Genomic DNA, 18,639 nt, shown 5'->3' on the forward strand with positions numbered 1-18,639 from the left:
TGCACCGTGCTGAACCGTTTCAAACCCTTTTGGGGGCAGTTTTGGGGGCAAATTCGTGAGACGGATTCTGACTTGCACCGCTCAAATAAATGCGCAGCATTGGTCTCACTGAGAAATATGAATGTGCCGGTCCTGCGCTACACCCTTGACAATCAGGAGCTTGCCAACCTCTCGCTCTCCCGCACCAGCCAGGCGCTGGGCAGCAAGGTGCTTTGACGGATGCCCTTCCTCCAAAAAAAATGCAAGCCGGCGATTTGCCGGCTTGCATTTTTTTTCTCGCCTTGCCTTTTACTGCCCGGCCAGCGCAATCTGCTCGCGGGTGATGGGCAGCTCATAGAACCGCTTGTGGGTGGCGTGGTAGATCGCATCGGCCACGGCGGGCAGCGGGGTGTTGATGACCACCTCGCCGATGCTCTTGGCACCGAAGGGGCCGGTGCCCTCGTAGCTGCTCTCAAATACGACATGGATATGCCCGATGTCGTTGCGCGCCGGGATCTTGTACTGCATCAGCGAGTTTTCCTGCGGCATACCGCGGTCATCGTAGGTGACATTCTCGGTCAGCGCCATACCGATGCCCTGCAGGATGCCGCCCTCGGCCTGCACCCGCGCAAGGTTCGGGTTGACCGGTGTGCCGCAGTCAACGGCCGCCTCATAGCGGATGACCTGCGCCTCGCCGGTTTCCAGATCGACCTCGACCTCGGCCGCGCCCACCATGAACGGCGGGGGCGAGATCTCCGAGCTGTGGGTCACAACTGCCTCCAGCGCCGTATTGCTGCCGCACTGGGAGGCTGCGGCGATCTGCGCCAGCGTGGCGCGCTGCGTGCCGTCCTCGCTTGTCACGGCATCGCCCGCAAAGACGACCGCACGCTCATCAAGGCCCAGCAGCCCCGCGCCGACCTGACAGATCTTCTGCTTGAGCTGCTCGGCGCACTGCTCAACCGCCTTGCCGGTGACATAGGTCGTGCTGGATGCGTAGGAGCCGGAATCGTAGGGCGAGGAATCGGTGTCCGCGCCGAGGACCGTCACATTGTCGAGCGGGCACTCCAGAACCTCGGCCGCAATCTGCGCCAGAATCGTGTCGCAGCCGGTGCCCATGTCGGCCGCACCGATCGAGAGGGTATAGAACCCGTCATCGTTGATCTTCAGGCTGGCGCTACCCACATCCACACTCGTAATGCCGGAGCCCTGCATCGCCATGCCCATGCCCACGGCGCGCACCTTGCCGTTACCCATGTCGCGCACGGGGTATTTTTCGTCCCAGCCGATGTTGTCATGCACGGCCTGCAGGCAGCGGTCCAGCGCGCAGCTGGTGTTGACCTGCCCGTAGTAGGCGGGCATCACATCGCCCTCATGGACGATGTTGCGCTGGCGGATCACAAACGGGTCGATGCCCAGCTTGTCGGCCAGCTCATTGACGGCGGACTCCACCGCAAACAGGCCCTGGGTCGCACCGTAGCCGCGGTAAGCGCCCGAGGACATATGGTTCGTGTAGACGACATCGCTGACAAAGCGGAATGCCTCGGCCTTGCCGTAGAGCGGGATGGATTTGTGGCCGGACAGGCCCACCGTTGTAGGCCCATGCTCGCCGTAAGCACCGGTGTTGGACAGGGTGTAGAGGTCGATGCCCCTGACGATGCCGTCCTTTGTCGCACCAAGGCGGACATGCAGCTCCATCTCATGGCGCGGGGTGGAGGCGATCTGGCTCTCGTACCGGCTGAAGATGATCTTGCTGGGCTTTTTGGTTTTCCATGTCACAAAGGCGGGGTAGACCTCGCAGACCGAGGTCTGCTTGGCGCCGAAGCCGCCGCCGATGCGGGGCTTGGCCACCCGGATCATCGACTTGGGGATGTGCAGCGCATTGGCCAGGATCCGGCGGCAGTGGAAAACGATCTGGGTCGAGCTGAGGACATTCAGCCGCCCGTAGGCATCTATGCTGCAGTAGGTGCGGAAGGTCTCCATCATGGCCTGCTGGCAGGCGCGGGTGTGGTATGTATGGTCGATGACGACATCGCACCCCGCCAGCACCGCCTCAATATCGCCCGCCCCGCTCTCATCGTGGGCGCAGAGGTTGCGCTTGTTGTCGGCCCCGACCGGTGCCAGCGACTCCCAGTTTTCCTCCGGGTGGACAAGGACGGGGTTGTCCAGCGCCGTGTGGTAGTCCAGCACGGCGGGCAGGACCTCATACCTGACCTTGATGAGCTTCATCGCCTTATCGACGCATTTTTCATCCTTGCCGGCCAAAATGGCGACAACATCCCCCGCAAAGCGGACATGGCGGTCGATGACAAGCCGGTCATAGGGGCTCGGCTCGGGGTAGGTCTGGCCCGCCTGGGTGTAGCGGCGGCCCTGCTGGTCCACATCCTTCCATGTGTAGATTGCCTCGATGCCCGGCACCAGCAGGGCACGGCTCGTGTCGATCTCCTGCACGATGGCGTTGGCATGGGGGGAGCGCAGCAGCTTGACGATCAGGCAGTCCTGCGGGATGACATCATCCATGTAGACGGGCTGGCCGGTCACAAGCTGCATGGCGTCCTTTTTGCGCATGGATTGGTTCACGGTTTTCATTGGGCAGCCTCCTTCCCCTTTTTCCACGCTAAAAAGTTCAAAATACCCCGCAGCTGGCCCTCATAGCCGGAGCAGCGGCAGAGGTTGCCGGCCAGATACTCCTTGATTTCATCCTCGCCGGGGTCGGGGTTTTCCCGGAAAAGCGCCAGCGCGTTCATAATAAAGCCCGGGTTGCAGAAGCCGCACTGCTCCGCACCCTGATCGGCGATGAAGGCACCGAACTCGGCAGCCTCCTCCTGCAGCCCCTCCAGCGTGGTGACGCTGCGGCCGTTGACCCGCGCCGCCAGCACCGAGCAGGACAGCACCGGCTTTTCATCGAGAAAGACCGTGCAAAGGCCGCAGTTGGCGGTCTCGCAGCCGCACTTGACGCTCTTGCAGCCGAGGCTGCGCACGAGGTCCAGCAGCACGGTGTCAGCCGCGATTTCGGCGGTGACTTTTTTATGATTTAAGGTAAATGTGATCTGCATGGTATACCTCCGTCAATTTTCCAGCGCGGCCACGGCACGCCGGACCAGCACGCCGGTCAGGTGGGTGCGGTACTCGGCACTGCCGCGCAGATTGCTGCCGGTCTTGACGGCTGCCTGCACGGCGGCGGGCATCTGCGCCGGGTCGCAGTCCGGCGTGACAAGCACGGCCTTCATCGGGCGTGCGCCGATGGCAAAGCGGTACTGCCCCTGCGCCGTGCGGGCGGCCGCACAGGTCAGGATCGGGAAATCGGTCTGGGTCGCGCGCACCGACTGGTACTGCACCTTCAGCCCCGGCGTCTTGCGCAGGCAGATGCGGGTCAGAATATCGCGGTCATAGGGCATCACGGCAAACTGCGCCAGCGGCATCCGGCCCGCCTTATACAGCTCAACCTCGCAGTCCAGCGCCAAAAACAGTGTCAGCACATCGGAAAAGCCGAACCGGCCATAGATGCTGCCGCCCACCGTGGCGCAGTTGCGGAACTGCACGCCGACAATGTGGCGCACAGCCTCCCGCACAGCCCCCGCGGTGTAGGCATTCAGGGCGGCGTTCGTTTCCAGATCGCGCAGCGTTGCCATAGCGCCGATGATGATCTCGGTGTCAGTCTCCTCGATCGTATCCAGCCCCAAGGCCGACAGGTCGATGGCCGTGCCGACATTGATCTTTTCCATCTTGAGCCAGAGCATACCGCCCAGCACGCGGTTGGGCTTTTTCTGGTTCAGCTGCCATGCCTCCTCCAGCGTGGCGGGGCGGGCATATTCGCGTATCGTCATCATGGGTCAATCTCCGTTTTTTCTATTTTGGGCGAAAAAATCATACTTTTCGTGGATAGGTACTTTTATTCTACCATAAAATCTGGTATAATACCGTTGTTGTTTTAAAAATACAACGATATTTTTTATTGTATGAGGGAAAAAGATTCATGAAAATGACCAAAATGACCGCCCTGCTGCTGGCCGCCGCCATGGCGCTGACCGCCTGCGGCAGCACCGCCGCCGTAAGCAGCGAGGCCGCCGCCTCCGCCGTTGCACCCGAGGTCACCGCCAGCCCCGAGGAGGCTGCCGTTGAACCCACTGCCGCCGAGACCGCCGTCACCTACCCGCTGACCGTCACCGACCAGCTGGGCCGCGAGGTCACCATCGAGACCGAGCCCAAGACGCTGGCCAGCGGCTACTACATCTCCACCAGCCTGCTCATTGCCCTCGGCGTGCAGGACGAGCTGGTCGGCGTTGAGGCCAAGGCCGACAAGCGCACGATCTACAGCCTCTCCGCACCTGAGCTGCAGAGCCTGCCCAGCATCGGCACCGCCAAGGAGTTTGATTTTGAGGGCTGCGCCGCGCTGACCCCCGACCTTGTCATCGTGCCCGCCAAGCTGAAGGATTCCATCCCCCAGATGGAGGAGCTGGGCCTGACCGTGCTGGCCGTCAAGCCGGAGGATCAGGACAAGCTGTACGGTGCCATCGACCTGCTGGCACAGGCCACCAACACCGTTGCCCGCGGTGAAGAGCTGAAGTCCGCGATTGAGGACAACCTGCTCAGCCTGCGCGAGGCCATCGGCGATGCCGAGGCCCCCACCGTCTACATGGCCGGCAACAGCTCTGTGCTGCAGACCGCCGGCCCCGCCATGTACCAGAACTATATGATCGAGAACGCCGGCGGTCTCAACGCCGCCGCCAGTGTCGAGGACACCTACTGGGCCGAGGTCTCCTATGAGCAGGTGCTGGACTGGGACCCCGACTACATCATTCTGGCGTCCGATGCCGACTATGATGTCGATTCCGTCCTGAACGATGCCGCACTGGCCGACTGCACCGCCGTCAAGGAGGGCCATGTCTACCAGCTGCCCCACGCCATCGAGGCTGTGGACTCCCCCGTGCCCGGCAGCTTCCTGGGCAGCGTCTATCTGGGCAGCGTGCTGCATCCCGAGCAGGTGAGTGAGCAGTTCTACCATGACTGCGCCGATGCCTTCTACACGACCTACTACGGCTTCACCCCTGCCTCCTATGAATAACCGCAAGCGCACGGCGCTGTGCCTTCTGGGCGCAGCGCTCTGCGTTTTTATGACCTTTGGTGCGGCCCTTGCGCTGGGCCGCTACCCCATAACACCGGCGGCGCTGCTGGCCGGCGACGCCATGGCGGTGCGCACCTTCACCGTGCTGCGGCTGCCCCGCGCCGTCATGGCGCTGGTCGGCGGCTTTGGACTGGGGGCGGCCGGCTTTGTCTACCAGACCGTATTCCGCAACCCGCTGGCAAGCCCTGACATCATCGGCGTATCCTCGGGGGCCAGTGTCGGCGCGGCGTTCGCCATCCTGTTCGTATCGTCAGGGGCGCTGTCTACCACGGTCTGTGCATTTGCGGGCGGGCTGGCGGCGGTGTTCCTCTCGCTGGGGCTGGCCGCCGCCGCGCCGGGGCGCAGCAAAATGTCGCTGGTGCTGGCGGGCATCGCCGTCCACGCGCTGGCCCAGACGCTGCTGATGCTGCTCAAGCTGACCGCCGACCCCGAGAAGGAGCTGGCCAGCATCGAGTATTGGATCATGGGCAGTCTGGCCGCCGTGACCCGCAGCCGGGTGTGGTTCCCGGTGCCGGTCGTGCTGGTCTGCTGCGCAGCGATCTTTGCGCTGCACCGGCAGGCGCTGCTGCTCTCGATTGAGGAGGGCGAGGCCCGGCTGCTCGGCGTGCGGGTGGGTGCGATGCGCCTGCTGCTGCTGACGCTTGCCACCATGACGGTCGCCGCCGTTGTCAGCGTGACAGGGCTTATCAGCTTTGTCGGGCTGCTGGCCCCCCACAGCGCCCGGCTGCTGGCGGGGCACAACCGGCGCTCGGCCTGCCTGCTGAGCGGGCTGCTGGGCAGCGCCCTGCTGCTGGCCGCCGACACGCTGGCCAAGACGGCTGCCTCCACTGAGCTGCCGGTCAGCATCTTTACCTCGCTGCTGGGCGTACCGTTTCTGCTTTATCTGATCCTGCGGCCGGGGAGGGATGCGTCATGATGCCACAAGCCACGCCCACGCCCGCGGGGCTTTGCGTGCAGGACCTCACCGTGCAGTACGGCGCAGCGGCTGTGCTGCAAGGGGTCAGCTTTTCGGTCCCGGTGCCCGGGCAGCTGATCGGTCTGCTGGGGGTGAACGGCAGCGGCAAGACCACACTGCTCAAGGCGGCCGCCGGGCTGCTGCCCCACACCGGGCAGTGCCTTCTGAACGGCGTCCCGCTGGAGAGTCTGTCCACCCGCAGGCTTGCGCAGACCGTCAGCTACATCCCGCAGCAGAGCGGCATCTCGGTCTCGCTCTCGGCGCGGGAGGTCGTGCTTATGGGCTTCAACCCGCGGCTGGGGGTCCTGCAAAGCCCCACCGCCGCCATGCGCGCCGCTGCGGACGAGGCCCTGCGCACCGTAGGTCTGGCCGACAAGGCCGGGCAGGACTACCTGACCCTGAGCGGCGGCGAGAAGCAGCTCTGTATTCTGGCGCGCACGATTGCCGAGGATGCGCCGCTGCTCTTGCTGGACGAGCCGGACAGTGCGCTTGACCTTGCGAACCGCAGCCGGATGACCGCGCTGCTGGCGCAGCTGGTCCACACCGGCGGCAAGACCGCGCTGGTCTGCCTGCACGACCCCGCGCTGGCGCTGGACAGCTGTGATATACTGGTGGTATTGCAGGGCGGCGGGGTCGCGGCGGTGCTGCACCCTAAAACCGACCCGCCTGCCGTGCTGCAGGCAGCCTTTGCCGCCGTGTACGGCCCGCTGGAGCTGCTACCCGTTACCGACTGCCGGGGCCGACGCCGTCTGGCCCTGCTGCCGCTGTGAGGTGATACCATGAAACCTGCTTTGCGCGTGATGCTCTGCGATGACGCAGGCGAGCGCTTTTTTGGCGAGGGGCCCTGCCGCCTGCTCCATCTGATCGAGGAGACCGGCTCGCTGCGCAGCGCAGCGGCGCAGATGGGGCTTTCCTACTCCAAGGCGCTGCGGCTTGTGCAGCACGCCGAAAAAGAGCTGGGCTTTGCCCTGACCTGCAAGACCATCGGCGGGCGGGGCGGCGGCGGCAGCACCCTGACCGCCGAGGCCCGCCAATTTTTAGAAAGGTATGAGGCCTACCGTGATGCCTGTGTACAGACCAGCCGCGAGCTCTATTCTGCGCTCTTTCCGGGCCAGCGGTAAGCGCCACTTGCTGCTGACCGGCGGGCGCGGCAGCGGAAAAACAACGCTGCTGCGAGCACTTATGCCATCCCTCTGCCCCGATGCCCCGATGCTTCTCACCGCTGCTGTCCCGGGCAGATGGGTCGAGATGCGCGATGCCGCCGGGGCAGCGGCGGTCATCGGCCGGTTTGATGCCGCCCTGCCCCCCGGTGAAAACCGGATGCGCCCCGTGCCGGCCGGCTTTGCCGCCGTGGGACTGCCCGCCCTGCAGCGGATGGCGGCAGCCGGCGGCTGGGCCGTGCTGGACGAGCTTGGCTATCTGGAGAGCGGCTGCGCGGATTTTCAACAAGGCGTGCTGAAACTGTTGAAGGTCTGCCGCGTTCTCGCGGTGGTCCGCAAGCAGGACACCCCGTTCCTGCGCGCGCTCTGCGCCGACCCGGACGCCTTTGTGTACGATCTGGACTGCCCTGTGCCGCCGCTGGGCTGCATCGTCATGGCCTCGGGGCTGGGGCGGCGGTTCGGCGGCAACAAGCTGATGGCCGAGCTGAACGGCCGGCCGCTGGCTGCCCATGCGCTGGCGCTGGCCGCCGCGCCGGTGTTTGCCGGGCGCATTGCCGTGACCCGCTCAGCCGCGGTCGAGGCTCTCTGCCGCGCAGAGGGCTTCCCCGTGCTGCGCCATGCCGAGCCACGCCGCAGCGATACGGTGCGCCTTGGCCTGACCGCGCTGCTGGCGCAGCAGCCCGACCTGCAGGGGTGTGTGTTTCTGCCGGGGGACCAGCCCTGCCTGACCCGCCAGACGCTGGAGGCGCTGGCGATCGGTGCCGCGCCGGACACGATCCGGCGGCCGGCCGCACCCGACGGCACACCGGGCAGCCCTGTGCTGTTCGGTCGGGATTATTTTGCTGCCCTCCTTCACCTGCCGGAGGGCAGCGGCGGCAGCGCCGTGCTGCGCGCCCACCCGCAGGCGATCCGCCTGCTGCCCACCCCCGCCGCCGAGCTGCGGGACATCGACACCCGCAGCGACCTTGAGGCGCTGCGCGGGAGCAAGGGGTAAATGCCGCATTTTTGATTTATTGCCCGCCGTTTTTCCACAAAGAAGTACCCCGGATGTTGAAACCTTCAGCATCCGAGGTGCTCTTTGCTTATTCTCTTTCCGGCAGGGGGATCACCGTGTTGTCCCGCTCGGTATAGCTGCCGCCGCCCATGTGGGGGCGGACAAAGGGGACGCCGTCACGCACATAGAAGATATTATGCTCTAAAAGGGCGTCCGGGTTCTGGGAAGGGCTGATCGTGCCGCCGAGGTCGTCGTAGCTGACGTTGCCGCGGAAGGTGTTGTGGATGGCCTCCTCCAAACAGAACATCACGCAGCCGCCCTCGTTCATGCGGCTGTAGTTGTGCTCGTACACCGTGCCGTCGCCGGAGTCGGCATCGTAGGCCATGCCGTCCTGATTGAGCCGCGTGTCAACGGCTTCATTGCAGCGCAGCAGCGCATCCTTGCACTTCCACGGCCAGATGGCGGCGGCCACCTTACCCATGCGATTGCCCGGCTCCCGATAAACACGGTCGTTCATCTCGCAGGCGACGGAGTCTGCCGTATTGTGCTCGACCAGCGGGCGCAGGGCGTACATGACGGTGACGCCGTCGCCGCCGGCAGCCTTGACATAGTTGTCGCGGATGACGATGTTCTCATGGCCGTATGCGGCAAAGGACTTCTCGTCCAGCTCGGCGCCCTGGAACTGTTCATGCGCGTAGGTGTAGCCCACGGCGATGCCCCAGCGGCTGACGCGGGCCACATAGCAGCCCTCGACCAGTACATCGGCAAAGCGTGCCGCGCCGGTAGCAGTCTCATCTGCGGGCTGCAAGGCGGTCATGTAAATGCCGCCGTTGTTCATGTGCTTGTCGTACACGTTGCCGTGTACATCATGGATCAGCAGGTTTTGCAGTGTGATGCCGCAGCGCGTGCCCTTGTCCTTTGCCACCACAGCCACGCCGGTGCGCTCCAGCTTATCCGGCTTGGAATATTGCTCGCCGATGACAGCGTCGGCACGGTTCGTCAGTTCCAAATCACGCACCGTGACATAGGCTGCATCATACAGCAGCACGGCGGAGGATACATACCCGTGGTACACATGGGTGGGTGCATCCAGTGCGCAGCCATAGTCCTGATACCAAAGCCCCTGCCCGTCGGCGTCAATGCGCGGCGCGGGCCCCTCGCCATAGGCGGCAATCGTGATGGGACTGTCTTTTTTGCCGCAGCAGCGCAGGTGCAGGAACTGCTTTTCAAACACGCTGCCGCATTTCAGCAGCACCGTGTCACCGGGGGCCAGGGCCAGCCGGTTGACGGCAAACAGTGTGGCCAGCGGTTTTTCCGGCGTCAGGCCGTCGTTGGTGTCACGGCCTGTCTGCGGGTCCACGTAATAGGTCTTGCACAAGGCTGTCGTACACCTCCTCCCGCATCCGCTTTTCGATGATTTGCTTTACTTCCTCATAGGGGAAGCTGTCGCCGGCGTACCGCATGAACAGATCCGGATTCGCGTCATACCAGGCGCGGGTCTGTGCATCGGTGAAATCCGGGCAGATACCCAGCGCACGGATCTTTTCGCACGGCTCCGCGAAATCCAGCTTGAAGCGGGTCAGCTCATATTGCAGGTAGGCAGGGGCAGAGAAGCGCCGCGTGCCGTACACGGGCTTGCCGTCCTGCTCCGCTCTTTCCGCCTGCGCGTTTTTGGCCGCCCGGCGGCGTTCCAGCGCCTCGGGGCTGTCGTCGCCGATCAGCCCCCAGCGCTTTGCCAGCGTCAGGCAGGCTTTGGCGTGACGCCACTCCTCCGGCGTCAGGCAGTAGGTTCGTTCGTCCATCACTTGACTGCACCCGTGATGCCGTTGGCAAAGCTCTTTTGCAGGCAGAGGAAGATGATCGCGGTGGGCAGTGTGCAGATCAGAACGCCCAGCATCAGCATACCGTAGTCCACACTGTAGCCGCTCTTGAGGTTTGCGACCAGCATCGGCATTGTGATGGATGCGTTGCTTTGGAATACGATCTTCGGCCAGAGGTAGCTGTTCCATGCGTTCATAAACGTGACAGTCATCGCCGCGCCGTAGGTAGAGCGCATGATGGGGACAAACATCCGGAAGAAGATGCCGATCTCGCTCAAACCGTCGAGACGCGCCGCTTCAATAATGTCATTGGGGAAGGAACGCGATGCCTGCCGGAACAGCATGATCATAAACGGCGTCGAGATGGACGGCAGCACGAACGCCGCCCAGCTGTTGACAAGCCCCCAGTGGGACATCATCTTGAACAATGGAATCATAATGGCCACGAACGGCAGCATCATTGCCAGCAGCAGAACGCTCATCAGGGCGTCCTTCGCCTTATCGTGGTAAATTTCAAAGCCGTAGCCCGCGATGGAGCAGACCAGCAGCGTGATGAGTGTCATCAGGATGGCGTTGCGGAAGGAGTTTGCCATTGCCAGCCCCAGATTCTGGTTGGCAACCAGCGACTTAAAGTTTTCTACCAGATAGGTGCCGGGGATCAGCTTGCCGCGCACAACATCAATGCTGGTGTTCGTCGCGCCGCACAGCATATAGTACAGCGGGAACACAGACAGGAAGCTGGCCAAAATCAGCACAGCGTGCGCCAGAATCTTTTTACCCTTAGTCACGCTTATCACCTACTTTCATCTGGATGGCAGACAGCACTGCCACGACCACAAGGATAAACACCGACAGCGCCGCCGCATAGTTGAACTTGGGCGTCTCGACAAACGAGATGTTATAAATATAGTGGGTCAGTGTCATGGTCGCCTTGCCGGGACCGCCCGCCGTCAGGTTGACGGACTCATCAAACAGCTGCAGCGTGCCGGAGGTGGACATGATGGCAGTCAGCAGGATGGTGGGCTTCAGCAGGGGGATCGTCAGGTGAACAAACTGCTGGAGCGGGGAAGCGCCGTCGATGCGGGCCGCTTCATAGATCGAGTAGTCAATGTTTTGCAAACCGGCAAGATAAAAGACCATATTGTAGCCGGTCCAGCGCCAGACCAGCGCAATGACGATGACCCAGCGTGCCGCCCATGCGTTCTGGAACCAATCCACTGTGGGGATGCCCACGGTGGACAGCACCCGGTTGACCAGACCATCGTTGGCAAACAGGGATTTGAAAATCATCGAGTAGGAGACAAGCGACGTGGCGCAGGGCAGGAAAATCATCGTGCGGTAGATGCCCTTGCCCTTGATGTCCGGGCTGTTGAGCAGCTGCGCCAGGATCAATGCCAGGATCAGCATAATGGGTACCTGAATCACGAAATAGAAAATCGTGTTAAACAGGCACTGCTGGAACGTGGCATCCTTTAAAATGCGCGCGTAGTTGGCAAAGCCCGCAGGCTGTACAGCGCTGCCGGTGCCTTTCTGGAACGAAAGGATCAGCGCCTGCACCATGGGGTAAAAGCAGAATACAAATATCAGGAGTGCTGCCGGCAGCAGGAACGCCCACCCCGTCAGGTTGCGCTTCTGCTCCATATTCAGTCCTTTTCTCTTCATCGTAGTGTCTCCTATTTTGCCACAAAAGCAAGGGCGCGGCTTGCAGCGGATGTATCAGATGCAAACCGTGCCCTTGGCAAATTCTCAGTTGTAACCGGACACAGTGTGTGTCATGCTTTGCTTAACCAGCGATATTGAACTCCACGGTATCCTGGGCGTTCTGCATCTCGCTGTCAATGTCGGCGTTGTTCTGGACGATGTTGGTGACGGCATCGGTCAGGGCGCTGCGCACGTCAGAGTAGTAAGCGCCGCAGTCGAATGCGGGAACCTGACCAGCGAAGTTGACGATGTCCTTGTAAACGGTCTGGCCGCCGTAGAACTCGGAGGGCTGGTTGTAGACGTCGCTCTCGGCAGCGGGCAGGTAGCTGGAGATCGCACCGGCGTTGGGCAGCAGATCGTCATACAGCTCAACGCTGGAACCGAAGGTGCTCTTCAGGAAGTCGAAGGCCAGCTCGGTGTTCTTGCAGTTGGAGGAAACGGCCCAGCTTGCGCCGCCGCAGTTTGCGTAGTTGGTGGCACCGTCGATGCCGTCCAGCTTGGGCATATTCACGATAGCCCACTTGCCGGACTGATCCGCGGCAGCCTGCACGCTGGACATGATCCAGCAGCCGTTGATGACGCCGGCAGCCTTGCCGTCATTCATGGAAGCAATGTACTGGTCCCAGTCGGTGTACTCGGCCAGAATGCCCTTGTCGACCATGTCCTTGTAGACGGTCAGGGACTCTTTCAGCGCGGCATTGTCGGCGATCTTGACCTCGCCGTCCACCACGGGGGAGGCACCGGCAGACTGCATCATCTCGATGATCAGCTCGGAACCGCCGGAGGAGGTCAGCATCGGCACGCCGTTGGCGTCCACGACCTTCTGCGCCTTCTCCTCGAACTCGCTCCAGGTCAGATCCTTGAAGTCGTCGACGGTCAGACCGGCCTTCTCGATCATATCGGAACGAACCGCCATGACGGAAGCGCCGTTGTCGAAGGGCAGACCGTAGTGGTGGCCATCGACGGTAGAATCAGCCAGCTTGCCGCCGGAGAACTTGTCCCAATCCAAGCCGGAGTCGGTCAGGTCGGTATAGATACCGGGGAAGTTGGCGACCATCTTGTGGTAGGAGTAGTCCTGCATCAGGAAAAGATCAGGCAGGGTGCTGTAATCCTCGCTGGTGGCAGCGGTGATGAGCTTGGTCTCGATGTCGCTGTAGACGTTTTCTTCAATGTTCAGCTTGAAGTTGGGGTGGTCCTTCTGGTAGATGGCCTCCGCCTGCTTCAGGGCGTAGATGTTGAAGTTGGGGTCCCATGCCCATACGGTCAGGGTCTCGTCGCCGTCAGCGGTAGTGTCGGCGGCAGTGGATTCTGCGGTGGATTCGGCGGGCTTGCTCTCAGCGGCAGAGGTAGCTTCGCTGCTGGCGGCACCGCCGCAGCCGACCAGCAGGGATGCTGCCATAGCTGCCGCCATAAGGGCTGCTGCATTCTTCTTTTTCATGGGGGTTTCCTCCTTAAAAATGTTTCTCCATTCTTTGGCTGTATAACGTATGTCCCACGGCGGGGCATAAATTATCGGGTGTTATTCGGCATCGTCTACCCAGCGCATCTCGCGCGGGGCCAGCGTCAGGCTGTCAATCAGATGCCCCTTGATGTACAGGTCTGTCTTTTCCTCGGCATCTGCGTTGTTGATGACGGCAATGCGCTTCGTTTTGGGGAATACCGTGACCTCGGTATCAACGTTGGTCACGTAATAGTGCTTCATCTCCTCCGGCATACCGGCGGCGTAGTAGATGGCGCGCAGCAAAATGCGGCAGTTCTGCGGGGAGTAGGGAAGCCCGGCAAAGTAGACGCTGTGGCCCTTGCCGTACTCGTTGACGACCAACTGGCTGTACTCGCCGTCCTGCGCCAGGATCTGATAGTGCTTGCCCTGCGCGTAGATGCGGCTCGTGCCCTCGCCGAAATCAACGGCGGTGTCAATATCCTCCAGGATAAAGTGGTGCGGGTCGCAGGTGTTGTATTTGTCGGTGCTTAACGAGAAGCCCATCTCGCGGTCCACGCCCATCACATCAGACAGCTGGAAGAACCGCCCCTGATGCTGGCAGGCGGTGGGCTCGCCCACGCCGATGAAGCCGCCGCCCTCGTCCACAAATTTGCGGATGGCGGTCACGACCTTTTCGTCGATCCAGTTCTCGGCACCGCTGAAGGCTGTGTACGCATCGCCGACGTTGATGATGACGCCGATGTCCTTGGGGATGCCGCTGCGAATGTCATCGAAGTCGATGAACTCCACGTCAAACGGCATGCCGCTCAGGCATTCGAGAACACCCTCGGCGGAGTAGGTCTCGCGGTGGTAAATGGAGTGATGCACCTGATTGCTCATCCACTTGCGCAGACCGCCCCAGCAGTTGAGGATGGCCACCTTGAACGGGGCAACGTAGGACTTTGTGCCCTGCATATTTTCGTGGATCTGGCGGAACTCGCCGACCACATTCTGGATTTCGTCGATAAAGCCGGGCCAGTTGCTGGCGAGTTTTAAGTAGCCGCCGTAGCCGATGCGGTCCAGCGGGCTGCGCAGGATCGCGCGGCGGGCCTTCATCCAGTTGGTGCGGGCCTCACCGATCGGGTCGCCGCCCTCGGTGAACACATCGGGGAAGAAGTAGGGCAGCAGACGGCCTTCGGTGTACTTGACACCCTTGATGTCGGAGATCATCCGCAGCGTAACGCCGCTGCCGACGGAGCCGACCACGGCGTCCAGCCCGATGGAGGCGAAATACTTGCCGTAGGGCTCTGTGCCGATCCAGTGATCGCCGAGGAACATCATCGCTTCCTTGCCGTAGGAGTGGACAATATCGACCATCTCTTTGGCAAGAGCGCAGACCTCCTGCTGCTGGAACTCGATGAAGTCGCGGAACTCCTTGCTGGGCACGCGGAACATCGTGTTGTGGTAGCCCTGATCCACAATGAACTCGGGGCGGAACTTGTACCCTGCCCACTTTTCAAATTTTTCCAGAATGTAGGGGCTGACGCTGGCGCTGTAGCCGAACCATTCGACGAATTTCTCGCGCTTCTGGTCGTCAAAGGTCAGTGTGAACTGGTGAAAGAAGGTCGTGAACCGCACCACATCAATGTGGGGGTTGGCCTCGCACCAGCGGCGCAGCTTTTCTTTTACATAGGCCTGCGTCTTGGGCTGGCGCACATCGTAGGTCAGCTGGTGCGGCGTATCCTTCCAGTCGTTGGTCAGGAAGTTGTACATGTGTACGGGGTCCCAGATCAGGAACGCCAGAAAGCTGACGGTGTACTCGTGATAGGGGACGGTTTCGATCTCGACCTCGCCTGTCGGCTCGTCGAAGAACCATTTGTCGGTGGGGACGACCTCGCCCGTCGTGCGGTCAATGACCTCCCACCAGCGCTTGGGGTCATCCAGCGTGTTGACTTTCAGCTGCTGGGTGTGGAAGCCGTCCATCAGGTGGATGCGCAGCTTCGTGCCGCGCGCCGTGTGTCGGTCACTGATAAGATACTCCTGCTGGACCTCGTCGGGGTTTGCCTCCGCCCAGGCGTTGTCCTTGCGGGTCGTATAATAGGTAGCGTACTTTTTGGCGGGGTCCGTCAGCAGCTCCTTCGGCATTTCGGTGCCGTCGCAGTCGCGCAGGGCATCCGCGCCCAACAGATTCTTCAGCCGCAGGGTCTCCGCAACCACATCTGCGTCTGTGGGAAGTGTCAATCTTCCGGTCTGCTCCATCTTCATAATCCCTTCTCTGTCCGTTTTGTCTGCCACGGCAGGCATCGTTTCATTGACATCATCATACTTGTTTCTGCCCTCTTTGAACAGTAGGTATATTGTTGCGTATTTGTACTATCTTGCTTTGTTTTCGAATGTCGGCGGCAACATCAGAAAATACAGAAAAAGCTGCACAAAAAGTAAGACTTTTCTTTGTGCAGCTTGCCGGTTTTGGGCCTGTTTGCAGCGAAACGTGCCGATATTCTGTTTTGCATCGTGATTTTTTGTGGAAAGCTCTTGCCATGCGCCCAAAATGCGTATATAATAAGGACTGAACCGGAAACGGCCGGTGGCTTTTTACTTTTCCGTTCTTGCTTAATTATGTAACGATATTGCTCCGCATACTTTGGACTTTTTGTAAATATTTTGTCATTCGGAGGCGCACCGCCTATGAACACACGGTATGAATTCAATATGGACGTTCCCCCGCGGGAGGCCATCCGCCTGCTGTACGTGAGCAAGAGCCGCTTCGGCGGGGACTGGAACTCGGTGCCGCATACCCACTCCTGCACCGAAGTGTTCTACTGCGTGGATGGACGCGGTCAGTTCAACGTCGAAGGCAAAATGCTGGACGTTGCCCCGGACGACATGGTCATTGTGAACCCCCGCACCCTGCATACCGAGTTGAGCTACCAGGCAAACCCACTGGAATATATTGTGCTGGGCATCGAGGGCATTGAAATTTTGTTTGACCAGAAGGACCACGGCTACACGATGCTGAAATGCAGCCCCCAGCGGGAGGAGCTGCTGAGCCTGATGCAGCTGCTGCTGCGGGAAATCGACGCGCGGGAGGACGGCTGCGAGATGGTCTGCCAGGACCTGACCGAGGTGCTGCTTGTCAGAATCGTGCGCATGGCGTCGGTTTCGCTGCGTCTCACCGCGCCGCCCGCCGAGAGCAAGGAATGTGCCACTGCAAAACGATATATCGATGAAAATTACAGTGAAAGCATTACCCTGGACAAGCTGGCGGAGGTTGCCCACGTTAACAAATATTATCTGTCCCACTCGTTCAAGAACGAGTATAAGGTCTCTCCCATCGACTACCTGATGAAGCGCCGCATCACCGAGGCCAAAGCGCTGCTTACCAGCACCGATTTCAGCCTGACCCAGATCGCCGAGCAGATCGGCTTCGGCTCACTGCCCTATTTTTCCAAATGCTTCCGCAAGGTCGAAGGCACCAGCCCCAACGAGTACCGCAAAAGTGCCAAACAGAAACCCGCACAAGGCAGCCAGTGAATTTGTCTGACCGCTCTTATTTTTACCTGCCAACTCCGCAAAATTTATCCACAAAAAGCGCCCGGGCGGTTGAAAATTTCAGTCGTCCGGGCGCAGTCATTTTGCCGTTTTGGGGTCAAAGTTACCAGCTTGTTACCACTTTTGCCATAATGCAGAAAAAAGCTCGTTGAAACTTGTCGTTTCAACGAGCTTTTGTTGGTTGCGGAGACAGGACTTGAACCTGCGACCTCCGGGTTATGAGAAATTCAAAGTCAGTGCGTTACTGTACTTTTTTGTGTGGTATGGTGGTATCCTGTCCCGCACCTCCGCATAGATTTTGTCCCATATGTACTAATAATTCCGCACAGTATCCACCTGTTCCAAATGCTTTTGGGGGCAGTTTTGGGGGCAAAATCGAGCTGTTATTCAAGAAAGGTATTTTTCCCCAGCGCTCATTTATCTGCGCAGCTTTGGTCTTATTGTGAGCACAAATTTCTTTGGGCTCATACAGGGGCAAATCCCTGCAATATAAGTAACAACTTCTACTTTCCAGTATCAAGTTGTATGCCGTGTCCATTTCAACCAGCTTTTGCAACAGTGTCATTACTCGCCTGCATCATCGCCTATTACAGCCCGCGTTGCCGCGAGAAAGGCCCCTTTTTGGGCAATTTCCAGCCTTATCGGCACCCATGCCCGCCACATCACTGTGACGCCTGAAGTCCCCCGTTGAAGTGCCCCCAAAAAGTTAGACAATAATTTGAAGCAAAAATTGTTCAAGCAGCCGAAAGGGCTTGCTGTCTGTGAATTGCAGGCGGCAAGCCCTTTAGCTTTGCCTTGATCCTGCGGTTGTTGTAGTAATCCAGATATTCAACGAGTTCCAGCTTGAAGTGTTCCATGGACTGAAACTCTTGTAAGTACAACAGTTCACTTTTGAGTAAGCCAAAGAAATTCTCTATCACAGCGTTGTCCAGACAGTTGCCTTTCCGGCTCATGCTCTGCTGAACACCTTTCTTCTGGAGCATTCGCTGGTACTGCTTGTGCTGGTATTGCCAGCCCTGGTCAGAATGAAGGATCAACCCGGTTCCATCCGGTATCTTCTCAAAAGCCTTATTCAGCATAGTCGTAACCATACTCAGAACAGGACGGTCGGAGATGGTATAGCTGACCAGATCGCTGCTGCACAGATCAAGGATGGGCGAGAGATAGAGCTTCTCTCCAAACAAATTGAACTCTGTCACATCGGTGACCCACTTCTGGTTTGGCTTTTCGGCGCGGAAGTCCCGGTTTAACAGATTTGGTGCGATTTTGCCAACTTCACCCTTGTAAGAACGATACTTCTTCATCCTGACACGGCAAACTAAGCCCAGCTCCTTCATAAGCCGCTGGACAGTCTTGTGGTTCAGGAGGAAATTGCGCTTATGAAGTTCTGTTGTAATGCGGCGATAGCCGTATCTTCCTTTGTTTTCATGGTAGATGGCCGTGATCTCCGCTTTGACAGCTTTATACTTATCTGCACGGTTCATCCGCTTCAGATGATAGTAGAAAGTGGCACGGGGGTAGTTGAGCGATTGAGAGAAGAATATCCAGAGAATGTCTTTGCCTCAGCTTTTGAACTACCTGCGTTTTCTGCGCTGGCGTCGCTCGTCTTCCAAAACCAAGGCTTGCAAGTTTTTTAGGTAATCGTTCTCCGCACGCAGTCGCTGCACTTCGGCCAGCAGATCTTCTTCTACCTCTTTTGGCAGCTTCTTTGGCCGACCAGTGCTGCCGCGGCCCCATCGCTCAACCGACAAGCCTTCCGGCCCTTCTTCCAAATAAATGCGCTCCCAACGCTCTATAATTTTATGGTCGTTAATTCCGAATTCCTGCATCGTTGCATAGATACTTGAAGTGACCCCCAAAAGTTAGACAATATTTTGAAGTAAAAATTGTTCAAGCAGCCGAAAGGGCTTGCTGTCTGTGAATTGCAGGCGGCAAG

General features: G+C 59.9%; 17 protein-coding genes and 1 tRNA gene. 6 read left to right on the forward strand and 12 right to left on the reverse strand.

What is annotated here, in order from left to right:
- Positions 1-288: 288 nt before the first annotated feature.
- Genes NE623_RS07995 through NE623_RS08005 form a run of 3 tightly spaced genes read right to left on the reverse strand, consistent with a single transcriptional unit; the run spans position 289 to position 3,806 of the window.
- Positions 289-2,565: a xanthine dehydrogenase family protein molybdopterin-binding subunit gene (locus NE623_RS07995; RefSeq protein WP_256273191.1), complete on the reverse strand. Its 2,277-nt coding sequence runs from the start codon at positions 2,563-2,565 to the stop codon at positions 289-291.
- Entirely contained in the window at positions 2,562-3,032 is a 471-nt protein-coding gene (locus tag NE623_RS08000) for a (2Fe-2S)-binding protein (protein ID WP_256273192.1), read from the reverse strand. The genes NE623_RS07995 and NE623_RS08000 overlap by 4 nt, the downstream gene beginning before the upstream one ends.
- Before the next feature lie 12 nt (positions 3,033-3,044).
- Positions 3,045-3,806, reverse strand: coding sequence for an FAD binding domain-containing protein (locus tag NE623_RS08005; protein ID WP_256273194.1), 762 nt, complete (start codon positions 3,804-3,806; stop codon positions 3,045-3,047).
- Positions 3,807-3,952: 146 nt separating this feature from the next.
- On the opposite strand from NE623_RS08005, the gene NE623_RS08010 reads away from it, so the two are divergent.
- From NE623_RS08010 to NE623_RS08030, 5 genes are read left to right on the forward strand one after another with little or no spacing between them, the layout of a single operon-like run.
- Complete coding sequence (locus tag NE623_RS08010) at positions 3,953-5,041, forward strand: ABC transporter substrate-binding protein (RefSeq protein ID WP_256273195.1); 1,089 nt, start codon at positions 3,953-3,955, stop codon at positions 5,039-5,041.
- Complete coding sequence (locus NE623_RS08015; RefSeq protein WP_256273196.1) at positions 5,034-6,017, forward strand: FecCD family ABC transporter permease; 984 nt, start codon at positions 5,034-5,036, stop codon at positions 6,015-6,017. Before NE623_RS08010 ends, NE623_RS08015 begins: the two co-directional genes overlap by 8 nt.
- Complete coding sequence (locus tag NE623_RS08020; RefSeq protein WP_256273197.1) at positions 6,014-6,826, forward strand: ABC transporter ATP-binding protein; 813 nt, start codon at positions 6,014-6,016, stop codon at positions 6,824-6,826. The genes NE623_RS08015 and NE623_RS08020 overlap by 4 nt, the downstream gene beginning before the upstream one ends.
- A gap of 9 nt (positions 6,827-6,835) precedes the next feature.
- Positions 6,836-7,177 carry a winged helix-turn-helix domain-containing protein gene (locus NE623_RS08025; RefSeq protein WP_256273198.1) on the forward strand — a complete coding sequence of 114 codons (342 nt, stop codon included), beginning with the start codon at positions 6,836-6,838 and terminating at the stop codon, positions 7,175-7,177.
- Positions 7,119-8,210 (forward strand): NTP transferase domain-containing protein, encoded by a 1,092-nt coding sequence (locus NE623_RS08030; protein WP_256273201.1) that lies wholly within the window; start codon positions 7,119-7,121, stop codon positions 8,208-8,210. The genes NE623_RS08025 and NE623_RS08030 overlap by 59 nt, the downstream gene beginning before the upstream one ends.
- A gap of 88 nt (positions 8,211-8,298) precedes the next feature.
- Here NE623_RS08030 and NE623_RS08035 read toward each other — a convergent pair whose 3' ends face one another.
- From NE623_RS08035 to gnpA, 6 genes are all read right to left on the reverse strand, one after another.
- Positions 8,299-9,588, reverse strand: a complete 1,290-nt coding sequence (locus tag NE623_RS08035) for a polyhydroxyalkanoate depolymerase (RefSeq protein ID WP_256273204.1) — start codon at positions 9,586-9,588, stop codon at positions 8,299-8,301.
- Entirely contained in the window at positions 9,548-10,012 is a 465-nt protein-coding gene (locus NE623_RS08040) for a hypothetical protein (RefSeq protein WP_256273205.1), read from the reverse strand. The genes NE623_RS08035 and NE623_RS08040 overlap by 41 nt, the downstream gene beginning before the upstream one ends.
- Positions 10,012-10,818 (reverse strand): carbohydrate ABC transporter permease, encoded by an 807-nt coding sequence (locus tag NE623_RS08045; protein ID WP_333490664.1) that lies wholly within the window; start codon positions 10,816-10,818, stop codon positions 10,012-10,014. Before NE623_RS08045 ends, NE623_RS08040 begins: the two co-directional genes overlap by 1 nt.
- On the reverse strand, positions 10,811-11,692 hold the full coding sequence (locus NE623_RS08050) for a carbohydrate ABC transporter permease (protein ID WP_256273206.1): 882 nt from the start codon (positions 11,690-11,692) through the stop codon (positions 10,811-10,813). The genes NE623_RS08045 and NE623_RS08050 overlap by 8 nt, the downstream gene beginning before the upstream one ends.
- A gap of 121 nt (positions 11,693-11,813) precedes the next feature.
- On the reverse strand, positions 11,814-13,169 hold the full coding sequence (locus tag NE623_RS08055; protein WP_256273207.1) for an ABC transporter substrate-binding protein: 1,356 nt from the start codon (positions 13,167-13,169) through the stop codon (positions 11,814-11,816).
- Between the two features lie 81 nt (positions 13,170-13,250).
- Positions 13,251-15,416: a 1,3-beta-galactosyl-N-acetylhexosamine phosphorylase gene (gene gnpA / locus NE623_RS08060; RefSeq protein ID WP_256273208.1), complete on the reverse strand. Its 2,166-nt coding sequence runs from the start codon at positions 15,414-15,416 to the stop codon at positions 13,251-13,253.
- 423 nt (positions 15,417-15,839) lie between these two features.
- Between gnpA and NE623_RS08065 the strand changes: the two genes are divergently transcribed.
- The gene (locus NE623_RS08065; RefSeq protein WP_256273209.1) at positions 15,840-16,685 is read left to right on the forward strand and encodes a helix-turn-helix domain-containing protein; all 846 of its coding nucleotides are present in this window, start codon (positions 15,840-15,842) and stop codon (positions 16,683-16,685) included.
- Between the two features lie 196 nt (positions 16,686-16,881).
- Here NE623_RS08065 and NE623_RS08070 read toward each other — a convergent pair.
- From NE623_RS08070 to NE623_RS14890, 3 genes are all read right to left on the reverse strand, one after another.
- Positions 16,882-16,995, reverse strand: a tRNA-OTHER gene (locus NE623_RS08070).
- 442 nt (positions 16,996-17,437) lie between these two features.
- Complete coding sequence (locus tag NE623_RS08075) at positions 17,438-18,256, reverse strand: IS3 family transposase (RefSeq protein WP_370866719.1); 819 nt, start codon at positions 18,254-18,256, stop codon at positions 17,438-17,440.
- 21 nt (positions 18,257-18,277) lie between these two features.
- Positions 18,278-18,532 carry a helix-turn-helix domain-containing protein gene (locus NE623_RS14890; protein ID WP_370866718.1) on the reverse strand — a complete coding sequence of 85 codons (255 nt, stop codon included), beginning with the start codon at positions 18,530-18,532 and terminating at the stop codon, positions 18,278-18,280.
- Positions 18,533-18,639 lie beyond the last annotated feature (107 nt).

It is taken from the genome of Gemmiger formicilis (assembly GCF_024462815.1).
GTDB lineage: Bacteria > Bacillota > Clostridia > Oscillospirales > Ruminococcaceae > Gemmiger.

Excerpts from the sequence above, each read along its gene's own strand:
- NE623_RS07995 (WP_256273191.1), bottom strand. The coding sequence starts at position 2,565 with ATGAAAACCGTGAACCAATCCATGCGCAAAAAGGACGCCATGCAGCTT.
- NE623_RS08000 (WP_256273192.1), bottom strand. The coding sequence starts at position 3,032 with ATGCAGATCACATTTACCTTAAATCATAAAAAAGTCACCGCCGAAATC.
- NE623_RS08005 (WP_256273194.1), bottom strand. The coding sequence starts at position 3,806 with ATGATGACGATACGCGAATATGCCCGCCCCGCCACGCTGGAGGAGGCA.
- NE623_RS08010 (WP_256273195.1), top strand. The coding sequence starts at position 3,953 with ATGAAAATGACCAAAATGACCGCCCTGCTGCTGGCCGCCGCCATGGCG.
- NE623_RS08015 (WP_256273196.1), top strand. The coding sequence starts at position 5,034 with ATGAATAACCGCAAGCGCACGGCGCTGTGCCTTCTGGGCGCAGCGCTC.
- NE623_RS08020 (WP_256273197.1), top strand. The coding sequence starts at position 6,014 with ATGATGCCACAAGCCACGCCCACGCCCGCGGGGCTTTGCGTGCAGGAC.
- NE623_RS08025 (WP_256273198.1), top strand. The coding sequence starts at position 6,836 with ATGAAACCTGCTTTGCGCGTGATGCTCTGCGATGACGCAGGCGAGCGC.
- NE623_RS08030 (WP_256273201.1), top strand. The coding sequence starts at position 7,119 with ATGCCTGTGTACAGACCAGCCGCGAGCTCTATTCTGCGCTCTTTCCGG.
- NE623_RS08040 (WP_256273205.1), bottom strand. The coding sequence starts at position 10,012 with ATGGACGAACGAACCTACTGCCTGACGCCGGAGGAGTGGCGTCACGCC.
- NE623_RS08050 (WP_256273206.1), bottom strand. The coding sequence starts at position 11,692 with ATGAAGAGAAAAGGACTGAATATGGAGCAGAAGCGCAACCTGACGGGG.
- NE623_RS08055 (WP_256273207.1), bottom strand. The coding sequence starts at position 13,169 with ATGAAAAAGAAGAATGCAGCAGCCCTTATGGCGGCAGCTATGGCAGCA.
- gnpA (WP_256273208.1), bottom strand. The coding sequence starts at position 15,416 with ATGAAGATGGAGCAGACCGGAAGATTGACACTTCCCACAGACGCAGAT.
- NE623_RS08065 (WP_256273209.1), top strand. The coding sequence starts at position 15,840 with ATGAACACACGGTATGAATTCAATATGGACGTTCCCCCGCGGGAGGCC.
- NE623_RS14890 (WP_370866718.1), bottom strand. The coding sequence starts at position 18,532 with ATGCAGGAATTCGGAATTAACGACCATAAAATTATAGAGCGTTGGGAG.